24 protein-coding genes are annotated in these 24,121 nt (G+C 70.6%); 15 read left to right on the forward strand and 9 right to left on the reverse strand.

All coding sequences use genetic code 11. The annotated features are described in order from the left end of the window. Window positions 1-153: 153 nt before the first annotated feature. From DNK56_RS00300 to DNK56_RS00315, 4 genes are read right to left on the reverse strand one after another with little or no spacing between them, the layout of a single operon-like run. Window positions 154-873, reverse strand: a complete 720-nt coding sequence (locus tag DNK56_RS00300) for an ABC transporter permease (protein ID WP_111329544.1) — start codon at window positions 871-873, stop codon at window positions 154-156. 27 nt (window positions 874-900) lie between these two features. Then, window positions 901-1,812: an ABC transporter ATP-binding protein gene (locus tag DNK56_RS00305; protein WP_111329547.1), complete on the reverse strand. Its 912-nt coding sequence runs from the start codon at window positions 1,810-1,812 to the stop codon at window positions 901-903. Continuing rightward, entirely contained in the window at window positions 1,809-2,717 is a 909-nt protein-coding gene (locus DNK56_RS00310) for an ABC transporter permease (RefSeq protein ID WP_111329549.1), read from the reverse strand. Before DNK56_RS00310 ends, DNK56_RS00305 begins: the two co-directional genes overlap by 4 nt. Further along, the gene (locus tag DNK56_RS00315) at window positions 2,707-3,717 is read right to left on the reverse strand and encodes an ABC transporter ATP-binding protein (RefSeq protein ID WP_111329551.1); all 1,011 of its coding nucleotides are present in this window, start codon (window positions 3,715-3,717) and stop codon (window positions 2,707-2,709) included. Before DNK56_RS00315 ends, DNK56_RS00310 begins: the two co-directional genes overlap by 11 nt. 370 nt (window positions 3,718-4,087) lie before the next feature. Here DNK56_RS00315 and DNK56_RS00320 point away from each other — a divergent pair, with 370 nt between their 5' ends. Next, window positions 4,088-5,860, forward strand: a complete 1,773-nt coding sequence (locus DNK56_RS00320; protein ID WP_111335285.1) for an SDR family oxidoreductase — start codon at window positions 4,088-4,090, stop codon at window positions 5,858-5,860. Window positions 5,861-6,040: 180 nt separating this feature from the next. Next, complete coding sequence (locus DNK56_RS00325) at window positions 6,041-6,583, forward strand: RNA 2'-phosphotransferase (protein ID WP_111329553.1); 543 nt, start codon at window positions 6,041-6,043, stop codon at window positions 6,581-6,583. A gap of 82 nt (window positions 6,584-6,665) precedes the next feature. Here DNK56_RS00325 and DNK56_RS00330 read toward each other — a convergent pair whose 3' ends face one another. After that, window positions 6,666-7,406 carry an LLM class flavin-dependent oxidoreductase gene (locus DNK56_RS00330; protein ID WP_241989705.1) on the reverse strand — a complete coding sequence of 247 codons (741 nt, stop codon included), beginning with the start codon at window positions 7,404-7,406 and terminating at the stop codon, window positions 6,666-6,668. A 23-nt stretch (window positions 7,407-7,429) separates the two neighbouring features. Here DNK56_RS00330 and DNK56_RS00335 point away from each other — a divergent pair, with 23 nt between their 5' ends. The 6 genes from DNK56_RS00335 to DNK56_RS00360 all read left to right on the forward strand — a co-directional run bounded on the left by DNK56_RS00335 (window position 7,430) and on the right by DNK56_RS00360 (window position 14,508). Further along, window positions 7,430-8,863: a recombinase family protein gene (locus DNK56_RS00335; RefSeq protein WP_111329555.1), complete on the forward strand. Its 1,434-nt coding sequence runs from the start codon at window positions 7,430-7,432 to the stop codon at window positions 8,861-8,863. A gap of 235 nt (window positions 8,864-9,098) precedes the next feature. Continuing rightward, entirely contained in the window at window positions 9,099-9,287 is a 189-nt protein-coding gene (locus DNK56_RS00340) for a hypothetical protein (RefSeq protein ID WP_111329557.1), read from the forward strand. A 130-nt stretch (window positions 9,288-9,417) separates the two neighbouring features. After that, window positions 9,418-10,959 (forward strand): DnaB-like helicase N-terminal domain-containing protein, encoded by a 1,542-nt coding sequence (locus DNK56_RS00345; RefSeq protein ID WP_241989706.1) that lies wholly within the window; start codon window positions 9,418-9,420, stop codon window positions 10,957-10,959. A gap of 280 nt (window positions 10,960-11,239) precedes the next feature. After that, window positions 11,240-11,977, forward strand: a complete 738-nt coding sequence (locus DNK56_RS00350) for a DUF2637 domain-containing protein (protein ID WP_111329559.1) — start codon at window positions 11,240-11,242, stop codon at window positions 11,975-11,977. Window positions 11,978-12,238: 261 nt separating this feature from the next. Beyond that, entirely contained in the window at window positions 12,239-12,799 is a 561-nt protein-coding gene (locus DNK56_RS00355) for a MobC family plasmid mobilization relaxosome protein (protein WP_111329561.1), read from the forward strand. After that, on the forward strand, window positions 12,796-14,508 hold the full coding sequence (locus tag DNK56_RS00360; protein WP_111329563.1) for a relaxase/mobilization nuclease domain-containing protein: 1,713 nt from the start codon (window positions 12,796-12,798) through the stop codon (window positions 14,506-14,508). The genes DNK56_RS00355 and DNK56_RS00360 overlap by 4 nt, the downstream gene beginning before the upstream one ends. A gap of 42 nt (window positions 14,509-14,550) precedes the next feature. Here DNK56_RS00360 and DNK56_RS35175 read toward each other — a convergent pair whose 3' ends face one another. Then, on the reverse strand, window positions 14,551-15,120 hold the full coding sequence (locus DNK56_RS35175) for a peptide deformylase (protein WP_199563672.1): 570 nt from the start codon (window positions 15,118-15,120) through the stop codon (window positions 14,551-14,553). Further along, window positions 15,117-16,088, reverse strand: a complete 972-nt coding sequence (locus DNK56_RS35180) for a helix-turn-helix domain-containing protein (RefSeq protein WP_199563673.1) — start codon at window positions 16,086-16,088, stop codon at window positions 15,117-15,119. The genes DNK56_RS35175 and DNK56_RS35180 overlap by 4 nt, the downstream gene beginning before the upstream one ends. Before the next feature lie 143 nt (window positions 16,089-16,231). On the opposite strand from DNK56_RS35180, the gene DNK56_RS00370 reads away from it, so the two are divergent. The 4 genes from DNK56_RS00370 to DNK56_RS00385 are packed head-to-tail and all read left to right on the forward strand — an operon-like array spanning window position 16,232 to window position 20,212. After that, window positions 16,232-17,386 carry a glycosyltransferase family 1 protein gene (locus DNK56_RS00370; RefSeq protein WP_111329565.1) on the forward strand — a complete coding sequence of 385 codons (1,155 nt, stop codon included), beginning with the start codon at window positions 16,232-16,234 and terminating at the stop codon, window positions 17,384-17,386. Then, entirely contained in the window at window positions 17,383-18,087 is a 705-nt protein-coding gene (locus DNK56_RS00375; protein WP_111329568.1) for a hypothetical protein, read from the forward strand. The genes DNK56_RS00370 and DNK56_RS00375 overlap by 4 nt, the downstream gene beginning before the upstream one ends. Next, window positions 18,084-19,319 carry a hypothetical protein gene (locus tag DNK56_RS00380; RefSeq protein ID WP_111329571.1) on the forward strand — a complete coding sequence of 412 codons (1,236 nt, stop codon included), beginning with the start codon at window positions 18,084-18,086 and terminating at the stop codon, window positions 19,317-19,319. Before DNK56_RS00375 ends, DNK56_RS00380 begins: the two co-directional genes overlap by 4 nt. Further along, entirely contained in the window at window positions 19,316-20,212 is an 897-nt protein-coding gene (locus DNK56_RS00385; protein WP_111329573.1) for a glycosyltransferase family 2 protein, read from the forward strand. The genes DNK56_RS00380 and DNK56_RS00385 overlap by 4 nt, the downstream gene beginning before the upstream one ends. Here the strand turns inward: DNK56_RS00385 and DNK56_RS00390 are convergent. Beyond that, a complete protein-coding gene (locus tag DNK56_RS00390; RefSeq protein WP_199563674.1) occupies window positions 20,170-20,670 on the reverse strand; it encodes an ATP-binding protein in 501 nt (166 codons plus the stop codon). The two genes, DNK56_RS00385 and DNK56_RS00390, sit on opposite strands and share 43 nt — an antisense overlap. Window positions 20,671-20,771: 101 nt before the next feature. Between DNK56_RS00390 and DNK56_RS00395 the strand changes: the two genes are divergently transcribed. The 3 genes from DNK56_RS00395 (at window position 20,772) to DNK56_RS00405 (ending at window position 23,318) form a co-directional block, all read left to right on the forward strand. After that, a complete protein-coding gene (locus tag DNK56_RS00395) occupies window positions 20,772-21,689 on the forward strand; it encodes an FkbM family methyltransferase (protein ID WP_111329575.1) in 918 nt (305 codons plus the stop codon). 91 nt (window positions 21,690-21,780) lie between these two features. Next, a complete protein-coding gene (locus DNK56_RS00400) occupies window positions 21,781-22,260 on the forward strand; it encodes an NUDIX domain-containing protein (RefSeq protein ID WP_111329578.1) in 480 nt (159 codons plus the stop codon). Between the two features lie 155 nt (window positions 22,261-22,415). Next, window positions 22,416-23,318, forward strand: a complete 903-nt coding sequence (locus tag DNK56_RS00405) for an LLM class flavin-dependent oxidoreductase (protein WP_111329580.1) — start codon at window positions 22,416-22,418, stop codon at window positions 23,316-23,318. A gap of 26 nt (window positions 23,319-23,344) precedes the next feature. On the opposite strand, the gene DNK56_RS00410 is transcribed toward DNK56_RS00405, so the two are convergent. After that, window positions 23,345-23,938, reverse strand: coding sequence for a hypothetical protein (locus DNK56_RS00410; RefSeq protein WP_111415612.1), 594 nt, complete (start codon window positions 23,936-23,938; stop codon window positions 23,345-23,347). Between the last annotated feature and the right edge of the window lie 183 nt (window positions 23,939-24,121).

Below are 24,121 nucleotides of genomic sequence, written 5' to 3' on the forward strand. Positions count from 1 at the left end.
CTTTCACGAACGCTACGACGCCACGGATTCCAGTTGCCTCCACGCACCGTGAACAACGCACCGATAACCGCACAGTTACGCGTAGGACTGTCCGGCATGCGAAAGCCCCCGGCCGAAGAGCCGGGGGCTTTCGCATGCCGAGGGGGCGCCCGCTCACTCCTCGCCGGCGAGCTTCAGCGCGCGCAGCTTCTGCCCCGCGTACCAGGTGGCCACGACGGTGACCGCGGCCAGCAGGATCGTGGCGAGCGGCAGCCCGACGTCCGAGGTGATCGCCCCGTTGCCGCCGGTCTTCTCGGCGAGCGCGAGCGCCCACTGCTGCACGCTGAGCGTGCGCGCACCGGGCACCAGGCTGCCGAACAGGGCCTCCCACACCAGCGCGTAGACGAGGCCCAGCACCACGGCGTGCCGGCTGACCGTGCCCAGCAGCAGGAACAGCGCGCTGTAGGCGATCGAGGCGACCAGGGCGGCGATCGTGTACGCCACCGCGATCTGCTGGCCGTTGCCGTTGAGGATGAGGCCCGCGACCATCGTCGGGACGGCCGAGAACACCATGGTCACCGCGATCGCGACGATCAGCTTGGTGAAGATGATCGTCGGCCGGCTCACCGGCTTGGCCAGCAGGTAGACGATCGAGCCGTCGTCGATCTCCGGCCCGATGGCGCCCGTACCGGCGATCACGCCGATCAGCGGGACCATCGTGGCGATGGCGAATCCACCCAGCACGTCCGACGCCACCTGGTCGTCGGCCCCGGCGAACCATCGCACCGCCACCGCGATGACGATCAGCAGCACGGGCAGGACGAAGAGGATGGCGGCCCGGCGCCGGCCGAGCAACGCCCGGTAGGTGAGCCGGGCGACTGTGGGGTCGTACATGACGTCACAGCTCCTTGTCGGCCACGATCAGGCCGCTACGAGATAGGAAAAGACCGATTCGAGGGACTCGTCGGACGGTGAAACGGTCAGCAGACGGATGCCCTGCTCGCGCGCGACCTTGGGCAACAGCGTGGTGAACCGGGCGAAATCGATCGCTTGGATACGCAGAGCGTTCTCGCTCAGGTCGACTTCGATCCCCGCCGTCGACGGGTCGGCGATCAGAGCGGCGGCCAGGGCCCGGTCGTCGCTGGACCGTACGAGATAGCGGTGCGGACGATCGGTCATCAGCCGGCGGATGCGCCGGAAGTCGCCGGACGCCGCGTGCCGTCCCGCCACGATCACCTCGATGTGCGAGGCGAGCTGTTCGACCTCTTCGAGGATGTGCGAGGAGAAGAGGACCGTACGGCCCTCCGCTCCCATCCGGCGCAGCAGTTCCATCAGCTGCATCCGCTGGCGCGGGTCCATCCCATTGAACGGTTCGTCGAGCAGCAGCACGGAAGGGTTGTGGACCAGCGCGGACGCCATCTTCACGCGCTGGCGCATGCCCTTGCTGTACGTCGAGATCTTGCGGTCCTGCGCGTGCTCCATCTCGACCGTGGCCAGCGCCGCGGCCGCCTCGGCCTTGCCCAGTCCGTGCAGTTCGGCGTTGGCCACCACGAACTCGCGGCCGGTCAGGAAGTCGTACATGCCCTCCCGCTCCGGCACGATGCCGATCTCCCGGTACACCGCCTCGTTGCGCCAGATGGGCTTGCCGTCGAGCGTGACCGTGCCCGTCGAGGGGGCGAGGAAACCGGCCATCATGTTGATCAGCGTGGACTTGCCCGCGCCGTTGGGGCCGAGCAGACCGGTGACGCCCGGACCCACGGTCATGCTGACGTCGTTGACGGCGACCACATTGCCGAACCAGCGGGAGGTGTGGTCGATCTCGATGGTGGTCACAGCCCGACCCTCCGGTAGCGGCGCATCAGCACGGCGTACGAGCCGGCGATCAGCGCGAGAACAACGAGCAGATAGACGACGCCGGTCCCGGCGCCCGGCCCCGCCCCGCCGGGGAAGGCCGTGGTCGCCCCGAGGAACGCGGTCTGCACCCCGTCGATCAGCGTGATCGGCGAGAACAGCCCCAGCCATTCCACCGCGTTCTCCGATCCGGTGGACCAGGCGATGCCCTGGACGGTCGAGACCCCGCCGTAGGTGATGGTCAGCAGCGCGATGACCGCGGCGACGCCGAAGCCCCGGCGCGGGGTGAGCGCGGCCATCACCAGGCCGAGGCCCGCGAAGAGAACGGAGAGCAGCAGCACGGAGACCATCCCCTGGGCGAACCACTGCGTCTGGTCCGCGAAGTCGAACTTGCCCAGCAGTGCGCCGATGTAGAGGATCACGACCGGCGCACCGGTCAGCACGAAGATCGCGGACGCCATGGCGGCGAACTTGGCGAGGACGTAGTCGCCGTGCTCGATCGGCCGCGAGAAGTACAGCGGCACGGTTTTGAACCGCAGGTCCCTGGAGACCGCCTGCGGTGCCTGCGCGGCGACGAACAGACCGATGACGGCCTGCAGATAGATGGCGAACCGCGTGTACTGGAGCGGAAGTTTCGTCGTCCCCGGAGTGGCGATGGCGACGGCGACGATGATCGCCGCCACCAGGCACATCACGCCGAACAGCAGCATGGGCAGCACCTTGGACTTGGCCGAACGGCCGAGTCCGAAGGCGCCGCGCAGGGTCTGCGAGTACAGCGAGCGCCGGGCGTAGGCGCGGCCGAGGCGCGGGCCGTCGTAGGCGCGGTAGCCGATGTTGTGGATGCGGGAGGTCTCGCTCCCGGTCACGGCGCCGGTCTCAGTGCTCATCGCGTCCGCTCCCCTTCTGCAGTACGGCTCCGGCCTGCTGTACGACTCCGGCCTGCGGTGCGGGCCCGGCGTGGGCCGGCACGGAGCGCGGTGCCGCTTCGTCGTCGCGGAACACTTCGGCGATGTGGTGGCGGCGCTGTTCCATCCGTACGAGGCCGAGTCCGAGGCCCGCGACGCTGTCGCGCACGAGGTCGTACGTCTCCTCGCCGGTCGCCTCGATCAGCAGGATGTGTCCGGCGCCGGGCAGTCCCTGGGTGTCCAGGCCGTCCTGCCCGAGGAGTTTGACGCCCGCGCCGGCGAGGGAACGCCGAAGGGCGTCCGTGCCGTCCGGGTGGTCGTCGCTGTCCGTGACCTCGACCGCGAGGGTCGTGGTGATCCGGGTGAAGTCACTGGTGGAGCTGGAGCGCAGAAGCGTGCCGCCGTTGATCACGACGACGTGGTCGCAGGTGCGTTCCAGCTCGCCGAGCAGGTGCGAGGTGACCAGGACGGAGATGCCGAAGTCGGTGTGGATGCGGCGGATGAGGCCGAGCATCTCGTCGCGTCCGACCGGGTCCAGACCGTTGGTCGGCTCGTCAAGGAGGACCAGCTGCGGATCGTGGACCAGTGCCTGGGCCAGCTTCACGCGCTGCTTCATGCCGGTCGAGTAGCCGCCGATGGGCCGGTAGCGCTCCTCGTAGAGCCCCACATGGCGCAGGGTGTCGGCGGTGCGCTCGCGGGCGGCGGTCGGCGGCAGCCCCGACATGCGCGCCATGTGCACGACGAACTCGGTGGCCGAGACGTCGGGCGGCAGGCAGTCGTGCTCCGGCATGTAGCCGACCCGCTCGCGGATGGCGGCGCCACTCGTCGAGACGTCGAGCCCGAGCACCGCGGCCCGGCCCTCGGTGGCGGGGGAAAGACCCAGCAGGATCTTGATCAACGTGGACTTGCCGGCTCCGTTCGCACCGACCAGCCCGGTCACACCGGGGCCGATGTCCAGGGTGAGCCGGTCAAGCGCGGTCACACGGGGGAACCGCCTACTCAGACCTTCGGCAACAATGACATTCACCCGACCGACGGTAGTGGCGCGGGCCACAGCAGTCGTCAGACCACACGGTTGGATCGGCATCAGCCTCGAGTTGTAGGGGACCCGTAAGGGCACCGTCACGAAGGACTACCCCAGCCCCGGAGCGAAGCGGCGATGGCCTGCGCGAAGGGGTTTTCCACAGGCTGCGCGACCCCCTTGACGCGGCCGCCGGGCATTGCGAGATTCATCGGTGTCACGTTACGAGCACGTACCGCACACGGCAGGGACGGACGGTCGCATGGCGTCACGACGAAGGAATGAACGGCCCACGGGCACGGGCGGTTCCGGGGGGAACGGCGGCCCGCGTCTGCTCGACCTGCCGGGGGCGCGCGAGCGCCGGGTGGCCACGGGCGGCATCGAGCTGTGCGTGGTCGAGCTGGGGGACGCCGCACGGCCGACGATCGTCCTCGTGCACGGGTATCCGGACAGCAAGGAGGTCTGGACGCAGGTCGCCGCGCGACTCGCCGGGCAGTGGCACGTAGTGCTGTACGACGTACGCGGGCACGGCCGTTCATCGGCGCCGAAGCCGCTGCGCGGCGGTTTCACGCTGGAGAAGCTGACCGACGACTTTCTGGCCGTGGCCGACGCGGTCAGCCCGGACCGCCCGGTGCATGTCGTCGGGCACGACTGGGGGTCGGTCCAGTCCTGGGAATTCGCCACGGTGGACCGTACGAAGGGCCGCATCGCGTCGTTCACCTCGATGTCCGGGCCGTCCCTCGACCATTTCGGCCACTGGATCAAGCGGCGGGTGCGCCGTCCCACCCCGCGCCGGGTCGGCCAGCTCCTCGGCCAGGGCGCCAAGTCCTGGTACGTGTACCTGCTGCACACCCCGGTCCTGCCCGAACTGGCCTGGCGGGGGCCGCTCGGCACCATGTGGCCGGGCATTCTGGAGCGGCTGGAGAAGGTGCCTCCGGGCGACTACCCGACGCCGTCGCTGCCCGACGACGCTGCGCACGGGGCATGGCTCTACCGGGACAACGTGCGCACCCGGCTGCGCAGACCGCGCACTGACGCCCATGCCCACGTCCCGGTGCAGTTGATCACGCCGGCCGGTGATGTGTTCCTCTCCGAGCAGCTCTACGACGAACTCGAATCGTGGGTGCCGCGGTTGACCCGGCGGGCGCTCCCGGCCAAGCACTGGGTGCCGCGCACCCGGCCGGACCAGCTGGCCGCCTGGATCGCGGAGTTCGCGACGACGGTCGAGTCCGCCGGGGAGACCGGCGCCCCGGTCGGGGCCCGGCCCCAGGGGGTGTACACGGAGCGGTTCGGCGGCCAACTCGTGCTGGTGACGGGGGCCGCCGGAGGCATAGGACGCGCCACGGCGCTGGCCTTCGCGGCGGCGGGCGCGCGGGTGGTGGCCGTCGACAAAGACGCCGAAGGGGCCGAACGGACGGCGGAGGCAGCCCGGTCGGCGGGGGCGCCCGAGGCGTGGGGAGAGGCCGTGGACGTCGGCGACGAGCAGGCCATGGAGAAGCTCGCCGCCAGGGTGGCCGACGCGTACGGCGTCGTGGACGTGCTGGTCAACAACGCCGGCATCGGGCTGTCCGGCCCGTTCCTGGAGACGACGTCCGAGGACTGGCGCAACGTCCTCGATGTGAATCTGTGGGGCGTCATCCACGGCTGCCGGCTCTTCGGCAAGCAGATGGCCGAGCGCGGCCAGGGCGGCCATATCGTCAACACCGCTTCTACGGCGGCCTTCCAGCCGTCGCGCGCACTGCCCGCGTACAGCACGTCGAAGGCGGCCGTGCTGATGCTCAGTGAGTGTCTGCGCGCCGAACTCGCCGAGAAGTCGATCGGGGTCAGCGCGATCTGCCCCGGCATCGTCAACACCGGCATCACGGCCACCGCGCGGTTCGTGGGCACGGACCAGGCGGAGGAGCAGCGGCTGCGCAAGCGGGCGAGCAAGCTGTACGGCGCCCGGAACTACCCGCCGGAGAAGGTCGCGGACGCGGTCCTGCGGGCGGTGGTGCGCAACCAGGCCGTCGTTCCCGTGACGCCGGAGTCCCACGCCGTACGGTTCCTGTCCCGTGTCGGGCCCGGTCTGCTGCGGGGCGTCGCACGGCTGAAGCCGCCGCTATAGGCCGCCGGCGGCCGGGAAGAGGCGGGCTCGGGCTCGCAGTTGTCCACAGAATCGCCAACGAACCTGTGGATAAGTCGAGTTGGCTGTGGATCAAACCTCCGAGCGGGAATCGTTCCGGTGAAGCCGGGAAGAAGAGGAAATGCGGATGCGCCGGGGCGCCGCCGGGAGGACGCTGAAGGGATGGACGAAAGACGCACCGTCAAGGTGTCCAAGTACCTCTCCAAACATCTGAGGCACCAGCCCGAACGGATCGGAATCACGCTCGACCCCCAGGGCTGGGTCCCGGTCGACGAACTGCTGCTCGCGGCGGCCCGCCACCACTTCCCGATCAGCAGATCGGAGCTGGACCATGTGGTCGCCTCCAACGACAAGCGGCGCTTCGCCGTCGAGGGCGACCGCATCCGGGCGAGCCAGGGGCACACCGTGGCCGTGGATCTGGGCCTGCCGCCGGCCGAACCGCCCGCGTACCTGTACCACGGCACCGTCGGCCGCTCTCTGGACGCGATCCGTGCCGAGGGGCTGCGCCCGATGAACCGCACCCACGTGCACCTCTCGCCCGACCGGGAGACCGCCACCCGCGTCGGGGCCCGGCGCGGCCGCCCCGTCGTGCTGTCGGTGGACGCGGGGGCGATGCACCGCGCCGGTCACACCTTCTGGGTCAGCGCCAACGGGGTGTGGCTCACCGCCGCCGTGCCCGCCGCGTTTCTGCGCCTGCCGGGCTGAGACGAGGGCCGGAGGCGGCACGGGCCAGAGGCCACGTGCGCCCCGGACGCACCCCAGGGGAGGCCATCGCGCGCCCCGCCCCTCAGACGGCCAGTTGGGCCGCGCCCCGCGTCGCGATCTCCTCGAACAGCTTGTCGTCCGGCACCGCCGCGTCGAACCCCGGCCCGTCGACGGGAACCGGGGCATGGATGACGATCTCGGTGAATCCCAGTTCCGCATGCCGGCCGGCGAAGTCCACGAACGCGTCCACGGAGTCGAACGGCCGGTCCGCGCCCACCACGAGACGCGGGTTGAACTCCGGCGTGAACCCCGTGAGCAGCACCTTGTCCAGCTCCGCCACATCCCGCCCGGCTTTCGCGCAGGCCCGGCCCAGGCCGTCCATCTGACGCGCGAGGGCGTCGAGCGACTGCGCGCCGCTCCCTTCCTCGTACAGCTTCGGATCACCGGTGGTCACCCATGCCTGGCCGAGGCGCGCCGCGAGCGCGAGACCGCGCGGCCCGGTGGCGGCGACGGCGAAGGGAATCCGGGGCCGCTGTGCACAGCCGGGCAGGTTCCGCGCCTCGGTGGCCGCGTAGAACTCGCCCTCGTACGACATTCCGGCCGGTTCGCACAGCAGGCCGTCCAGCAGGGTGACGAACTCCCCGAAGCGGTCGGCCCGCTGCCGGGGCGTCCACGGCACCTCGTCGCCGCGCAGGAGCGTCGTCGCGTCGAATCCGTTGCCGCCCGCGCCGATGCCCAGCGTGATCCGCCCGCCCGAGATGTCGTCGAGCGTGATCAACTCCTTGGCCAGGGTGACCGGGTGGCGGAAGTTCGGCGAGCCCAAGCCTTGCTCATACCATCGATGCCATGCCCCGCCCCAAGCACCGAGAGCCGAGTATCACCCCAGGTGAACCGGCCGCCCTGTACTGCCGAATATCCCAGGCCGACGATGACGACCAGACCGGCGTCGACCGGCAGGAACGCATCTGCCGGGAGATCGCCGAGCGCCGCGGCCTGGCCATCGACCCCGCCCACGTCTTCGTCGACAACAGCCGTTCCGCCTGGCGGCGCAACCGCAAGCGCCCCGGCTGGGACCAGCTCCTCGAACGAGCCCGGGGTCGCGAGTTCCGGCACATCATCGCGTACCACCCCGACCGGCTCATGCGGCAGCCGCGCGACCTGGAGGAACTCCTCCAGGTCTCCGACGAGCAGGAGATCGTGCTGCACGGCGAGGCGAACCGCCGGAACCTCTCCGACCCCGACGACCGGTTCATCCTCCGCATCGAGGTCGCCCACGCCTGCCGCTCCTCCGACGACACCTCCCGCCGCCTGAAGTCCGCGCTCGCGGAGCGGGCCGAGACCGGAATGCCGCACTCGGGCAAGCGGCGGTTCGGGTACGAGCCCGACGGCATGACCGTCAGGGAGGACGAGGCCGAGATCGTCCGCGAGGTCTTCGACCGCTACCTCAAGGGCCAGAGTCCGGTCTCCATCGCCCTCGTCCTCCACAAGCGCGGCATCAAGACCGTGTATGGCAAGGAGTGGACCCAGGGCACCGTCCGGGCCCTGCTCGACTCCCGCCACGTCGCCGGTATCCGCATGCACCAAGGCGAGGAGGTCGGCGCCGGGAAGTGGCCCGCCATCATCGACGCCGGCACCTGGGCGGAGGTCCGCGCCCGCCGCGAGTACCGGTCCGCGATCCACCAGACCAACCTGGAGCTGCGCCGCTTCTACCTGCTGCGTGGCCTGGTCATGTGCAAGCGCTGCGGCACCCTGATGTCCGGTACCAAGGTCGGGGCCGTGCCCTCGTACCTGTGCACACGCAAGAGCCGCAACGACGAGAAGAAGTGCGTCCGCCGCATCGCCGCCGTGAAGCTGGAGGAGTTCGTTACCGAGGCCGCGATCGACCTGCTTGGCCGCCTCACCGTCTCCGGCCAACTCGCCTCTGCCACACCGACGAACGCCCTGACGGAGGCGGTGGAGGCTGACCAGCGGCAGCTCGCCGAGCTCAACCAGATGTGGACCGCCAAGGAGATCTCCACGGCGGAGTACCGGACGATGCGCAAGGACATCACCGACCGGATCGCCAAGGCCCAGCGGCGGATGGTTGTGCGGCCGGTGAAGCTGCTCGACGGACTCACGGGGCCGGGGGCCAGGGCTGCCTGGGAGGCCGACGAGATGACGGACGAGCGGCGCAACGCCGTGCTCCGCTTCCTCTTCTCCGGCGTGGTCATCGACGCGTCGAGCAAGCCGAGCGGAGTCTTCGACTGGGACCGCATCGACATCGAGCAGAACCAGCTCTGACGTCGGGCACGGGCTCGGGCGAGGGCGCATTATCCACGGAAACGCCGGTTAGCCCAACCGGCGATTTTCCGGAAACTGAGGGCGTCGCGTGCGGACGACCTGCCAGTCGTCCGTGAGCGCGGCATGCGCGGCCCCAGGTGTTGGAGCACCTGGAAGCAGCGCGACGCAACCGACCGCCCGACGACCCGCGCGGTGCGGGGACTGCCATCCCCGCACCGCCCGCAAGGAGCTGCCCGTGCGCCTGCTGCCCGAGGCGAGCACAGCACCGACCACGCCCACGACGACCCGAGCCGCACGACAGGAGGAAGCCCGGGCTCAGGCCCTGCGCCGCGTCTGCGCCGGATTCACCACGACGATCAGCCCGCACAGCGCGGCACGGCTGGCCGACCTGATGGCCGGATCGCGGTACGAGAAGGCTGCCTGAGGCCCCGTACAGAGAAGCGGCCCCGGTGTTGGAGCACCAAGGCCGCAGCGACTCCCAAGACGACCGCCCAAAACGATCTACACGGTGCCGGGACCTGCCAGTCCGTATCGGCCCGAGACAAGGAAGCTCTGTGCCCCAGGGTACGACCCAGCAGTGGCAAGCACCATCCGCTCACTCCCACGCCGGCCCGCAGGACGCGATCGGCGTCACGGCCGCACCGCCTCACGACGCGGACGCCGAGGCAGCCGTGCTCGGGGCCTGCATGTTCCAGAGCGCGGTCATCGACGAGGTCCGGCACGTGCTGGAGCCGGGCGACTTCTTCCGGCCCGCGCACACCACGATCTGGCACGCCCTGCTGGAGCTGCGCAGGCAGGAGGCGCCGACCGACGCGATCGCCCTGTCCCACCAGCTGAAGTCCACGGGCGACCTCACGCGCGTCGGCGGCCCCCAGTACCTGCATTCCCTGGCGACCTCGGCGGCCGTGGGGTCGGGTGCCTCGTACTACGCGGACATCATCCGTAGCCATGCCGATCTGCGCGTCCTGCAGGCCACGGCGGTCCGCGTGCTCCAGGGCGCCACCGCGCCGGGAGCTGACCCGGCCGAGGTACGAAGCCTGCTGGCGGCATCGCTGAGCGAGGCCGCCGACCGAGCCCGCCGCAGCTCGGGCGGGCGACTCCAGAGGTATGCCGTGGACGGCTGGTCGTTCGTCACCGACACCCCTTCCAGCACCGAGCCCGTGTGGGGGACGCCGGGAAAAGCGGCCTGGGCCTCGGGTGAAAGCCTGATGCTCGTCGGGCCACCAGGCGTCGGGAAGTCGACGATCGCCCAGCAGATCGTGCTCGCCCGTCTTGGCCTGCTCGCCCAGGTCCTGGATATGCCGGTGCGCGAGGGAGAGAAGGTCCTCTACATCGCCGCGGACCGGCCCAGCCAGCTCGCCCGTGCCTTCACCCGTGTCGTGCACCAGGCCGACCGGGACATCCTGCGCCAGCGCCTGGTCTTCTGGTCGGGACCGCTGCCCGCATCGCTCAACACCGAGCCGCAGCTTCTCGCCGAGCTGGCCGCCGAACACGGGGCCGACACCGTGGTGATCGACAGCCTCAAGGACGTGGTCGGCAAGCTCACCGACGACGAGGCCGGCCTCGCGTACAACAACGCCCGTCAGCAGCTCCTGCGCGACGGCGTCGAGCTTCTCGAACTGCACCACCAGCGCAAGCAGGGCCCCGACGCCTCGCGCACCCAGCGCCCTGTCCTCGACCAGGTCTACGGCTCGGCCTGGTTCACCGCAGGCGCGGGAAGCGTCCTGTTCCTCAGCGGCGCGGCCGGGGACCCGGTGGTCCACCTCCACCACCTCAAGACGATCGACGACGAGATCGGCCCGCTGCCGGTCATCCACGACCACCCCCGTGGCACCTCGCGCGTCGATACGAGCCTCGACCCACTGACCCTCCTGCGGCAGGCGGGCGCGAACGGGCTCACCGCCCGCCAGCTCGCCACCCAGATCACCGGCGAGGAGAAGCCCATCGCGGCGGACATCGCCAGGGCGAGGCGTCGCCTGGAGAACCTCACCAAGAGCGGACACGCCACCCAGGAGACCGGTGCCGGCGGTGGTACCGGGGGCGGCCAGGCGACCCGCTGGAAGGCCGTCACCCGCCACATGACCGCCGTTTCCTGACCGGCGGCCCCGTACGCGGTGCCGTACGCGCCCCGACCCGCCGAGGGCGCGTACGCACCGCCTTCGCCGCGTACGAATCTCGGGAAACCGCAGATCAGACGCCTACGCGCCATCGAACGGCGCATTCACACCCTTGGCGCGTACGCGCTGCCCCCTCCTTGGAGAGGGGGCAGCGTAAGCGCCCCGCCCTCACAGCTCGTGGAGAACCACCCTTGCTCGTCACCGCACCCCAGGCCGGCACCGCCCCAGCGCTTGTCGTCACAGCGACAGGAGCGCGGGCATGACCAAGCAGAGCACCGAGCGATACGCGCTCGCGGCGGCCGGAGGCGTCATCGTCGCCCTTACCGTCGGCGCCTTCTGGCTCTCGTACGCACACCTCGCCGAAGTCGCGGGGCAGCATGGACTCGGCGGCTTCCCGGCCCGGCGATGGGCGTGGCCCGCCACCCTGGACGCCTTCATCGTCGCAGGCGAACTGCTTATGCTCCGTGCAGGTCTGCGCCAGGTCACCGACCGATGGGCCATCGCCATCACCGCAATCGGTTCGGTCGGTTCCATCGCGCTCAACGTGGCGGGCGTGAGCGGAGCGGGCGACTCTCGCACTACGCACTGGCTCGACTACGTGGTCGCCGCAGTCCCGCCGACCGCCGCCCTCCTCGCCTTCGGCGTCCTGATGCGGCAGATCCACCAGCTCGTCGCCGAAACCACCGACAGCCCGGACCACGTTCCCGATCAGGTCTCTGGGCCGGTGGCCGGTATTTCCGTTCAGCGACCGGAACCCCAGCGAATAGTTCCGCAGAGTAGGGCGCGCGGCGGCCGACCGCCCGGCGCCACTCTCGACGAACTCGTAGAGATCGGCCGCATCGCCGTCGCCGAGAAGAACAGCCTCACACGGGCAATCGTCCAGCAGGCCATACGGGACAAGGGACTTTCGGTCAGCGGTAAGCGGCTGACCGAAGTGATGAACATCCTTCGACCCGAGTTCGAGACCGAGGCCGTATCCCCCTCGGTCGGCGGCTGACGGTCCTCGTGACCGGTCGGAACCTCAAGACCCATTCCACAGGCCCACAGCCCAAGCCAGCTCCTCAACCCCCTCTTGGAGAAACCGATCGTGATGCACGACCGCCACCCCGTCGGCACCCCCGGCACACGTCCGTCGCCGGCGAAGTCGTCTACGATCCTGGGCCGTTTGCGGCTGGCGTTCGGGCGGGCTGCTCCTGGCGGAGCCAGTAGTACCCCGAGTCCGACTCAAGGCCGGTCTTCGGGGATCTCCGCCCCGGGGGTGGCGGAGACTGCCCGACGCCAGGGGGCGCCGGACCGGGAGGTCGGGACCGAGGGCGGCCCCGACCCGGACGAGCTCCACGTCGTCCAGCAGCAGATCCTTCGCCCCGCACCCGCCACCGTGCCGACAGCCGGCGAGCGAGCGGTGCAGAGCGTGCAGCCGGCGATTCGCCGTTTCACCGGTACCAAGCGGACCGTGCGCGTCGGCCCGCTGCGGTTCACCGGCGACGAGCACGCCAGCCTCCAGGAGGCTGCCGTCGAGCATGGTTACAAGGGGGAATCCGGCTTCGCCGCTGACATCGTCCTCGCCTTCATCACTGGCCGGTTCACGGCGAACCTGCCGCTGTCCGAGGACCGCCGCCGCACCCACATGTTCCGCGCCCAGGTGTTGCGCGAGCTCAACCGGATCGGCGTCAACGTCAACCAGGTCGCCCGCGCGCTGAACAGCGACCTCACCCCGCCCGACATCCGCCACCGTCTCGACGAGCTCCACCGCCTGCTGGAGCTGATAGCCGAGGCCCTGTGCGAACCCGCCGACGCCAGGAAGGACCGGGCAGCGTGATCGCCGCCATCAAACCGGCTGGGTCCAACACCCGTGGCCTGCTCGCCTACCTCTACGGCCCCGGCCGCCATGACGAGCACGCCGACCCGCACATCGTCGCCGGCTTCGCCATGCTCGGCATGCCCGACCCCGGCCGCGCCCCGGACGCCACCCTCACCCGGCTTGCCCGCCACCTCGACGAGCCCGTCCATCTTCGGAACAGCGAGTTCGGCAAGAGGGTCACCGATCACGTCTGGCACTGCCCCGTCCGCACCGCCCCCGAAGACCGGCGCCTCTCCGACGCCGAGTGGGCCGACATCGCCCAGCGCATCGTCGAAGCCGCCGGCATCGCCCCGCCCGGAGACGACCTCGGCTGCCGGTGGATCGCCGTACGCCACGCGGACGACCACATCCACATCCTCGCCACCACCGTCCGCGAAGACGGCCGCCGCCCCAGGCTCCACGACAGCGGCATCCGCGTCGGCGACGCCTGCCGCCAGATCGAGACCGACTACGGCCTGCGCCAGCTGAAGAAGGGCGACCGCACCGCCGGACGCCGGCCCACCCAGGCCGAGATGCACAAGGCCCAGCGCCTCGGCTGGGAGCAGACCAGCCGCGACTGGCTCCAGGACCGCATCCGCGCCGCCATCCCCCACGCCAGCAACACAGAGGAACTCCTCGCCTACCTCGAAGCCGACGGCATCGCGATCAAACCCCGCCGCGGACCGTCCGGAGACCTCCTCGGCTACGCCATCGGCCGCCCCGGCGACCTCAACAAGGACGGCGAACAGATCTTCCACCCCGGCGGAAAGATCGCCCCCGACCTCACCCTGCCCAAGCTCAAGGTCCGCCTGGAGGCCACCACGCCGGAGGAGCACCCCACCGCCCGCCGCGACCAACCGGCCACTCCCTGGTACCAGGCCATCGACGCCCTCGACACTCTCCACGCCGGCATGGCCGACGACACCCACGCCCAAGCCCACATCACCGCGCTCGGTGACCTCATCGAAGCCACCGCTCAGAAAGTCCCCGCCCACCTCCACGCCGAACTCGAAGCCGCATCAAGGGCATTCGGCCGCGCCCAGCGCTCCCAGATCCGCGCCGAGAACCAGGCCGCCCACACCCTGCGCCGAGCGGCCCGGGACCTTGCCCACACCACCACCGGCCCCGACAGCAGCGCCCTGGCAACCCTGCTCGCTGCCCTCGTCTGGGCCACGATCGTCGCTGCCCGCTGGCACGACGCGAAGAACCATGCCCACCAGTCCGAAGCCGCCCGGCAGACCCTCCACCACCTTCAGGCCGCCGCCGACCGGGCCCTCACGCCCGTCGTCGGCAGCCTCGCCACCCGCCGGCCGAACGATCAGGCCCTCTGGACCCTGGCCCACGATGTCCGGGCTGCCGTCCCCGACCACGCCGACCGCATCCTCACCGATCCCGCCTGGCCGGCCCTCGCCACCGTCCTCGCCGAAGCCGAAGCCGGCGGCCACAAACCCCACCAGCTCCTCAAGGAAGCTGCGGCCCAGCGTGAACTCACCACCGCCCGCCAACCCGCCCGCGTCCTGATCACCCGCATCCAGCGCACCAGCCGCAACCCCGCACACAACCCCCGCGCCGAAGCCGCCCGCCGCCGCTCAACCCTCGTGTCCACACATAGCGCACACCAGGCCCGAAACCCTCTCCCCTCCACGGCATCCGTGACCCCTACCGATCAACGCCACCGACGCCGCTGACAGCTAAAAAGGACAACAAGGAGTCTGGCCCCGCTTCGACTGCTATTGCTCGTATGCCCACGCCCGGCCGGTCTGGCGGTACTCCTCCACGGGGATGGGAGCGACGCCCGTCCGCATCCGTGCGGTGTAGAGCAGACCGTCGAGGTGGTCGATCTCGTGGTGGACCAGCCGGGCGAGCCCGCGTTCGTAGGTGGTCGTCACCAGCCGGCCCTCCAGCGTCGTGGTCTCCACGGTGATCCACAGCGGCCGGGGGACCAGGCCGCGGACGTCGAAGAACGACAGGCAGCCCTCGTACTGCTCGTCCTCGTCGCTGGAGCGGTCGGTGATCCGGGGGTTCAGCAGGACGATCGCCGGAGTCCCGGGGTCGGGGGGTTGGACCACGGCTGCGGCCCGGCCGATCGCGATCTGAGGGGCCGCGATGCCCATGCCCTTGGCGAACGGGTGGACCTGCCCGACGCGCTCCATCGCGGAGAACAACTGCTCGACGACCTGCTCGGCGGTCTCACGCTCGGCTGACAGATCGAAGGCGCGGGCGGACTCGGCGAGAACGGGGGCGCCGTTCTGCACGACGCCAAGGCCGCGCATCTGCTCGCTGGGTCGCACCTGAATCACCTGAACTCCCCTTGTTTTGCTTCACATTCGGGCCGTGCCCGGAACCGCCATTCCAGACGGTACCGGGCATGGAGTGCGGGTGTGGACGTGCTCCAGGAGAAGACCCGCATCCCGTTCTCCTCGCGCTGGACCGGGGCCGTTCGCAGCGGTGCTGCCTCAGCGGTCATGGAGGTCTCGGTGCCCCACACCGCGGGGTCGAGTTCGGCGGGGAAGGCGAGTTCGACCGCCAGGTGCTCGGTGGGCAGGCGGACGGCGCGTTGGAACCAGCGGCCCCACTTCTCCTCGCCCACGGAGTAGGCGTACTCGATCCACACCGACTCGCCCGGGTAGAGAGGGAAGCGGCCCTGTTCGTTCTCGAACAGCAGCCACACCTCCTTGAAGGCGTCGCGGTCGTGCTTGGCCTGCCAGCGCATCGCCTCACCGCGGCAGGTCGCGGTCAGGGAGAGCTCGTCCCAGGTCAGCGGGTGCTCGCGGTAGTGGGCGTTGGAGCGTTCCGGCTCGCCCGGGTAGCGGTCGACGCTGATGCGGATCAGGTAGCGGGTGATCGGCTCACTGCCGGTGTTCCGCAGCAGCCGGCGCATCGTGAGCCGGTAGAGGTGCCCGTCGTAGTCGAGGCGGGCCGCGTCGTGCTCGACGACGATCGCCGAGCCGGTCGCGTACGGCTGCTCGGCCCTGCGGGGTGCGGGTACGGCCGTCGCCGGTGCCACGGGAGCCTTGGCCGTCTCGTAGTCCAGCCAGCGCTTCCAGATGGCCTTGCCCGCGTTCAGGGCTTCCTCCGCACGGCGGGCGAAGTCCTCGGTCGGCTTGTGCCGGCCCGACTCGACGTGGCTCACGTAGGACGGGTCGAAGCCCATCCTCCTGGCTAACTCCCGCTTGGCAAGGCCCCGCACCTCGCGCCAGTAGGCGACCTCCGCCGCGAACGCCTCGGCGGCCTGCTCGACCGTCAAGGCGTCGTCCCGCGCGTCCATCAAAGCCCCCGCCCTGGCCGTCGGATGAGATGAATGAACCGTGAGTGATCTCGATTCACCATTCTGTCACGGCTCCCGTCGCCAGTTTCCTTCCTCCACCGGCCCAGGTCGACCCCCGGGCCCAAACCAGGAGGGTCCCAGCGATGCGCGTGCTGTATCTGCTCAACGTCTCCAACTCCAGTCAGCTGTCCGCCGACTCCGGCTACACCTTCGCCGACATGCTCGCCCCGGCCCTGACCGACGCCGGGGCCGAGGTGACCGTGGCCTCGCCGGTCCCGGTCGGCGACACCCGCGTGCACTTCGCGCCCACCGCCTCGCCGTCCACCAAGTACCGCGCCCGCTTCGACCCCGGCATGGACGCCCTGGTCACACTGATCCGCGACCGGCGGCCCGAGGTGGTGGTGGCCAACCAGATCGAAGCCGCCCCCGCGATCCGGGCCGCGCTCCTGGAAGCCGGGGTGGATGCGCTGATCGCCGGCTACTGCCACTACCTGCCGTTCTCCTTCACCGACACCGGCGTCCTGGAGCTGGACCCGGCGATGAACGACCGGGGCCTGGGCCGCAGCGTGCTGCTGGCCTTCGCCGCCGGCCTCGCGGCCTGCGACCGCATCCTGGTCCACTCCTCCACCGCCGCCTCCTGGACCACCGCAGCCGCCGCCCGCACAGGCGTCGACCTCGGCGACAAGCTGCACATCGTGCCCGCTCCCAGGGACGTACGGCTGGTGCGCGACCCGGCCGGCATCACCCCGCCCGGAGGCAGGGCCACCGGCATCTACAACCACCGCCTGTACAGGCACTACGGCACCGCCCGCTTCACCCAGCTCGCCCGCCGCCTCGTCGCCGACGCCCCGGTGCGGCTCACGGTGATGGACCTGTTCGGCAACCGAAGTTCCGAGCGCATCCGCCTCGACCCCAGCCCCGAACGGCACCTGGAGGAGCTGGCGACCACGGATGGCGTCACGATCGCCTCCGACCGCGGCGACCGCGTCCGCTACCGCAACCTTCTGTCTGGCGCCCACTTCGGCATCGCCCCCTTCCGCCCCGGCTGCCCCTGGTCCATGTCGGTGATCGACTGCCAGGCGATGGGCCTGCCCGTGATCGGCCCGCGTACCGGCTGGCTGGCCGAGCACATCGACCACGAGCTGCTGTTCGACACCGACGAGCAGGCCGTCCAGATCGCCGAGCGCCTCGCCGCGGACGCCGAGTTCTACCTGGTGCACGCCAAGCGCGCGTACGCCTCTACCGCCGACCTCACGCCCACCGCGGTGGCCGCCCGCTACCTGGAGGCGATCAAGTGACCGGCTTCGACGCGGTCCAGCTCTCCTATGACGAGCCGCTGGCCGGCCCCCTGCACACCCGCCTCACCCGGGTGCTGGGCGGCACCGTCAAGCGCCTGCACGGAGTGCGCGGGATGCGACGCGCCTACCGGCTCACCGCTGAGCTGGTCGACACCCAGCAGTTCTTCCTCGCCGACGGTGACTTCGCCATCGACCCCGAGTTCCCCACCGCCGCGGTCCAGCCGCTGGCCGACGGGGTGGCGATGCGGGTCTGGCAGGCGGTCAACCCGGTCAACGGCCTGACCTACGGCTACGGCGGGCTCAAGCTGATCCGCCGCTCGGCGCTGAGGGAGATGGGCCAGGCCGTTGACGTGCTGGCCGCACTGCCCGGCCGGGTCGAGTTCTGCCGCCAGACCGCCGGGGTCACGCGGTTCAACCAGAGCCCGTTCCACGCGTGGAAGGCGGGCTTCCGCGAGTGCGCGATGCTCGCGCGCGGCAGCGAGTACGGCATGACCGATGCCTCCGCCCAGGAACACATCGCCGCCTGGACGGCCAGCCGCGACGGCGAATTCGCCGCCTACGCGGCGGCCGGCGCCCGCGACGGACTCGGCTTCGCCAAGGCCGCCGCCCGCGACCCGCAGCGCTTCGAGGCGCTCAACGACCCGCCCTGGCTGTGCCAGCACTTCACCACGCTGTACGGCGAGCAGGCGGTGACCGGATGAACACCGTCCCCGGGCCGCTGGTGCTGATCGAGCCGTACGCGCACCAGGTCGGCGGACACCACCAGCGCACGCTGGCGGCGATCGCCGCCGCGCGGCCGGACAGCCTCGTCATCGCCCCGGGCGGCCTGAGCGAGGACCTGGGCCCGCTGGTGCGGGCCGGTACCCGGGTCGCTGTCGGTGCGGCCGGGCCCGCGGCGAAGATCCTTCTGGCTGCCGCGCGGGCGGCAGCACGGGTCTCCGCCGCCGGCCAGCAGGTCTTCGCCTCCCGACGCTGGCCGCAGGCGGTCCGCAGGTCCCCGCACCAGGTCATCCTTCTCGCCCGGTGCCTGACCGAGGCCGCCTGCCTTCGCACCGCACGCCGCCTCGCCCCGCGGGCCTCGGCAGTGGTGATCCTCAGCGCGAGCGAGGCCCTGCACGGTGCCACCGCCCTGCTCGGCGGCACCCCGCACCTGCGGTTCATCCACGAGGCGGTCACCACCGAAGACCGCCTGATCCGGTGGCTGAGCCGACTCGCCCGCGCAGGCGAGAAGCGGGTGATCGCGCTCTACCCGACCACCGCCGTCCGCGACCAGGTCGCGCCAGCCTTCCCTCACCTTCGTGGTGAGGTGCGGGCGTTCGCGGTCGACGACGGCCGGCCGCTGACCGACGCCGAGCGCGACGGTGCTCGCACTGCCTTCACGATCCCCGCCGACGCGAAGGCGGTGTGCGTGGTCGGAGGCTGGTGGCCGTACAAGGACATCGCCACCGTCGATGCCGCCCTCGCCCGCCTCACCATCCCGCTGCACGTCCTGGTGTGCGGCACCCCACTGGACGACGCCGTCCTCACGCGCTGGCGCCAGCTCCCCAACGTCCGCCTTCACACCGTGCCCGGCCCAGTCGGCGACCAGGTCCTGCGGCTCGTCTACGCCGCCGCCGACGCGGCCCTCGTCGCCCGGAAGTCCAGCGTGGGCAAGGAATCCGGACTGGTCATGGACGCCGCCCGCCTCGCCGTCCCGCTGATCGTCTCGGCACACGACCCCGAGCTGACCGCCCGGCTCACCGGGGAGTCGTGGGCCCGACTCTTCCCGGCAGGTGATCCGGACACCCTCGCCAAGACGCTGGACCACCTCACGGCCGACGCGCCCTCCCGCCCGGGACCGTCGGCGCGCGGGGTCCTGGATATGAATTCGGCAGCCGAGCAGGCCGCCTTCCTCACCGAGACCTACACCCGCCTGACCAAGGAGTGCCGATGAAGACGCCCGTCTCTCCCGCCCTGGTCGCGGTGGTCGGCCCGGTCGAACCGGCCCTGCTGGCCGCCTGGACCGCCCACTACCGCCGGCTCGGCATCGAGCGGTTCCACCTCGCCTTCCACTTCCCCGACCACGTCCACGACGCCTGGCGGCACCAGCTCATCGCGGCCAGCCACGGCCTCGGCATCATCCCCGCCCGGATCAGCACCGGACCGTGGCACGAGCACACCAACACCCGGCTCCGCGACTCCTTGCGCGAGCAGGCGGGGACCGGCTGGCACCTGATCGCCGACTCCGACGAGTTCCAGACCTACCCCGCCTCGCTCGCCGAGATGATCGCCCAGGCCGAGGCCGCCAGGCACAAGGTGATCGGCGGGCTGATGCTCGACCGCGTCACGAACGACGGCCGCCTGGCCCTGTGGCGCCCGGAAACCGGACTGGACCGGGCCTTCCCGCTCGGCGGGCACCTCACCCACCGGCTCCTCAAGGGCGACCCCCGTAAGATCGTCCTCGCCCATTCCTCAGTGACCGTGGCATCCGGCAACCACCGGGCACCGGGCCACAAGCCCGACCCGGACACGCTCGCGTGCGTGCACCACTTCAAGTGGCGCTCGGGCGTCCTGGACGACCTGCGCCGGCGGATCGACCGGTTCACCTCCGGTGAGTGGGCCGAGCACACCCCGGCCGTCCGCAGCGAGGCGTCCCGCCTGCTACAGCACATCGACCGTCACAGCGGCCGCATCGACGTCGCCGATCCCCGTCTGGCCTTCCGCCGCGTCACCCTCGACCGCCTGCCGGACGGCTGGGTCACCGAAGCCGCCAAGATCGCCACCACCTGGCGCCCCCACACTCCTCAGAGCCAGTCCGGCTCCACGATCTCCTCGCCCTCGCCCTGAGGCACTTCGAAGCGGGCGAAGAAGTCGTCCAGGGCCTCCGGCGTCACAACCAGTGCGTTCGCGTCCCCGCGCTCGTTGCGCTCCGCCAGCCTGCGCAGCAGGTCGTCACGCTCCACCGGGAAGTACAGCAGCCGCCACCGCCCACCGGCCGACTCCACCAGCTCCTTCATCGCGTCGCGGTCCTTACGCGGCCACAGCCCGTGGTCCCACACCACATCCCGGCCCTCGGCAACCAGCTCGGCAAGCCGCTCGTGCAGCTCGGCGACGACCGGGGCCTCCTTCTCGAAGTAGGTGTTCTCCGGGTAGTCGACGCCGTACCGACCGTGCCGCTCATAGACGACCTCGTCCACCGAGAGCCGCACAGCACACTGAGGCTCCAGCATCCGATGGGCATAGGTGGTCTTCCCCGAACCGGTGAGCCCCACCAGCAGGAACACCACCGGAGTGCGCTCAGCCACCGCCAACTCCCCTCAACACCACCAGCGTTCCTTGGCCAGTCTGCCACCGCCGGCAAGCCCAGGACCCCGTTCCTCCTCACCACCACCCGAAGGAGCCGCCCGTGTCCGCCTCCGCACTCGCCCGCGCGCTACGGGCCTACGTCCGCCACGCCCCCGGCAGCGTGGGCAAGGCCCGGCTCGTCGGCAGCTTCCTCGACGAGCACCTGCGCACCCACCCCGTCCGCACCACCGTCCGGCTGCGGTCCGGCGACAAGGTCGGCGTCACCACCAGCGACGTCATCCAGCGCTACCAGTACCTGTTCGGCGAGTGGGAGCCGAACCTGAGCGCCTTCCTGCGCGACCGGCTCCGCCCTGGGGACACCTTCATCGACGTCGGAGCCCACCGCGGCGCCTTCAGCCTATTGGCCTCCCACGCCGTCGGCCCCCACGGCCGCGTCGTCACCATTGAGCCCTCCCCGCAGTTCCACAACGACCTGACCGCCGCGGCCACCGCCAACCACCGCACCAACATCCGGGCCGTCCGCTCCGCCGCCTCCGACACCCACGGCACCCTGACCCTCTACCTGGAGGACCCCGCCAACCTCGGCCACACCACCGCCGTCCGGCCCCGCCACGTACACACGGCCTTCGACGTGCCGACCGCACCCCTGGCCGACCTGATCAGCCGGCCTGAGCTCGCCACCACCCGCGTCATCAAGATCGACGTCGAAGGCGCCGAGGCAGCAGCCATCCGAGGGCTGCTGCCCGCGCTCGCGCACCTGCGCGACGATGCGGAACTCGTCGTGGAAGTCACCCCCAGACTCCTGGCCAAGCAGGGCGAGAGCGCCGCCGACATCATCGACACCCTGCGCGAACACGGCTTGTACGCGTACACGCTCACCAACGACTACGACCCGGCCACCTACCCCCGAGCCATGCGCCGACCGCAGCCGCCCGCCCGGTGCAACGAAACCCCGAAGGACATGACCGACCTGGTCTTCTCCCGCACCAACGCCGACGGCCTCACGCTCGGGCGCTGAGCAGCACCTCCATGTTCCAAGCGGCTCGGCCAGTCCGAGCCGCGCGCCAGGACCACCGACACCTTCCGGCACGTCGACGAGGAGTGGGCACGTGATCAACACCAGCGTGATGAACAGCCGCAACGCAGTCTGCGTGATCGTCCACGACAAGGACGCCGACACGATCGCCGCCGTGCTCTACGGAGCCCGCAACTGGTCCCCGCAGCCAGCCTGGACCCTCCCCGGTGGCAAGGCCGAACCCGGCGAAGCCCTCGACGAGGCCGCCGCCCGCGAACTCAAGGAGGAGACCGGCCTGCTCGTCGACCCGGCGGATCTCGCCCTCGTCCACGTCATCCACGTCGAACAGGGCTGGGACCAGGCCGGGCAGTTCGTCCTGTTCGTCTTCGCCACCGACACGTGGGCCGGTGAGCTGACCAACACCGAGCCGGACAAGCACCTGACGGCCGAGTGGGTCGCCGCGAGCGGCCTGCACACCCCCGCGTTCCCGACCTCCACGCAGGCCCTGACGGCGTACCAGGACGAAGGCCCGTCCTTCTCCCGCTATGGATGGTCGGTCACCGCTGCGCAATGAGCCGGCACCAGGGTGATCGGCGGGCCCGGCCGCCACACTGAGACGGCTCCGGCGGGTGCCGCCCACCTCGCACCAGACCGGATCGCCGCAGCGTGAAGGCGTCACGCTCCGGAGTCGCACGGGAACACCCCTGGGTCCGACGTAGGCTCGGTGGCATGAGCCTGCGCCTGAGCACCGTGATCCTTCCCGTCGACCGCTGGCACGAGGGAGGCCGCGCGAAGTGGCAGCGCGCCGAGGAACTCGGCTTCCACGCCGCGTACACGTACGACCACCTCTCCTGGCGGACCTTCCGCGACGGCCCCTGGTTCGGCGCCCTGCCCACCCTTACCGCCGCCGCCACGGCCACGGACCGCCTGCGCCTGGGGACCCTCGTCACGTCGCCTAATTTCAGGCATCCAGTGACGCTCGCCAAGGAGCTCATCTCGCTCGACGACATCTCCGGCGGGCGGGTCACCCTCGGCATCGGGGCCGGCGGCAACGGCTTCGACGCCACCGCGCTCGGCCAGGAGGCGTGGACGCCGAAGGAGCGGGCCGACCGCTTCGCCGAGTTCGTGCCGCTGCTCGACCGGCTGCTCACCGAGGACGCGGTGACGGAGAGCGGCAGCTTCTACTCGGCCGACGAGGCCCGCAACATCCCCGGCTGCGTGGAACGCCCCCGGCTGCCGTTCGCGGTGGCGGCGACCGGCCCACGTGGCCTGAAGCTGGCTGCCTGCCACGGGCAAGCATGGGTGACGACCGGCGACCCGAAGCTGTACGAGACGGGCACCCCGGAGCAGTCGGTGGAGGCGCTGCGCGGCCAGGTCGAGCGGCTCGGCAAGGCGTGCGCGGACGCTGACCGGGAGGTGGCCGGGCTGGACAAGATCCTGCTCACCGGCTTCACCCCGGACCGGGGCCGACCGCTGGAGTCCGTGGACGCCTTCGTCGACTTTGCCGGCCGCCACCAGGAGCTCGGCTTCACGGAGATCGTGATCCACTGGCCGATCGCGGGCTCCGACTTCGCCGCCAACCAGGCCGTCTTCGACAAGATCGCCACGGAGGCCCTTACCCAGCTCGGCTGAACGGCGGCACTACTCAGAGTGGTACCTCAAGAACCATTCGGTAGCCCGGCCGGAGTTCCCTCTCCCCCTGAACGCGGAAGGTGCGTGACCCCGAGGTCTGAGCGCATTTCATGGCGGAGATCGTGCAGGAGCCCACGGGTGGCGTCCAGATGCATACGGATCTGCTCCGAGTTGTCCTGTTCGCGCGGCGTGCGACTACGAAGGCGCTTGAGAATCCCATACGCCTGGTTCAACTCACGATTGACGGTGGAGGCGACGGTCAGGACGGTGTCGGGGACGACCATCTGCGCCTCCGCATAGCAAGCGCGGTACTGGACGCGCACCTCATCCAGCTCGGCAACCTGCGCGTCCAGCTCCGACGCATCCCGCTCAGCCAGCAACTGGTGAAGTCCATCGTTGATCGCGCCGAAGTAGCGGCGCGCAGACTGGTTCAGGGCGACGTAGCTTGTACGGCGCAGATCAAGGATGCGCTCCTCCTTTCGGGTGCTCTCCTCAATCTGGCGAAGCCTCTCGGTGTTTAGCCGCTCCGCAGCCAGCGCTCGTGCTCCACTGCGCTGGGTCAACCATGTCGCGCAGAGTGTGCCGCATACGCCAATGACAGCAGTGATCAGTGCCTCCACCAATGACTCCTTGTTGCCATGACCGCCCTCCGGGAGCGACTCAGAGTCGCTCCCGGCGGCCCGGCCGGTCGTCCGTTGTGGCTCCCTGAAGCAGGAGGTCGTCGAAGACTCCCTGCGCTGGGGACAGTTCTTGTGGGAAATGGTGCCACTCTTGGTGTGCTGGGTGGTCTGCATCTGTAGGCT

The sequence above is a fragment of the Streptomyces sp. AC1-42W genome, assembly GCF_003248355.1.
Classification (GTDB): Bacteria; Actinomycetota; Actinomycetes; order Streptomycetales; family Streptomycetaceae; genus Streptomyces.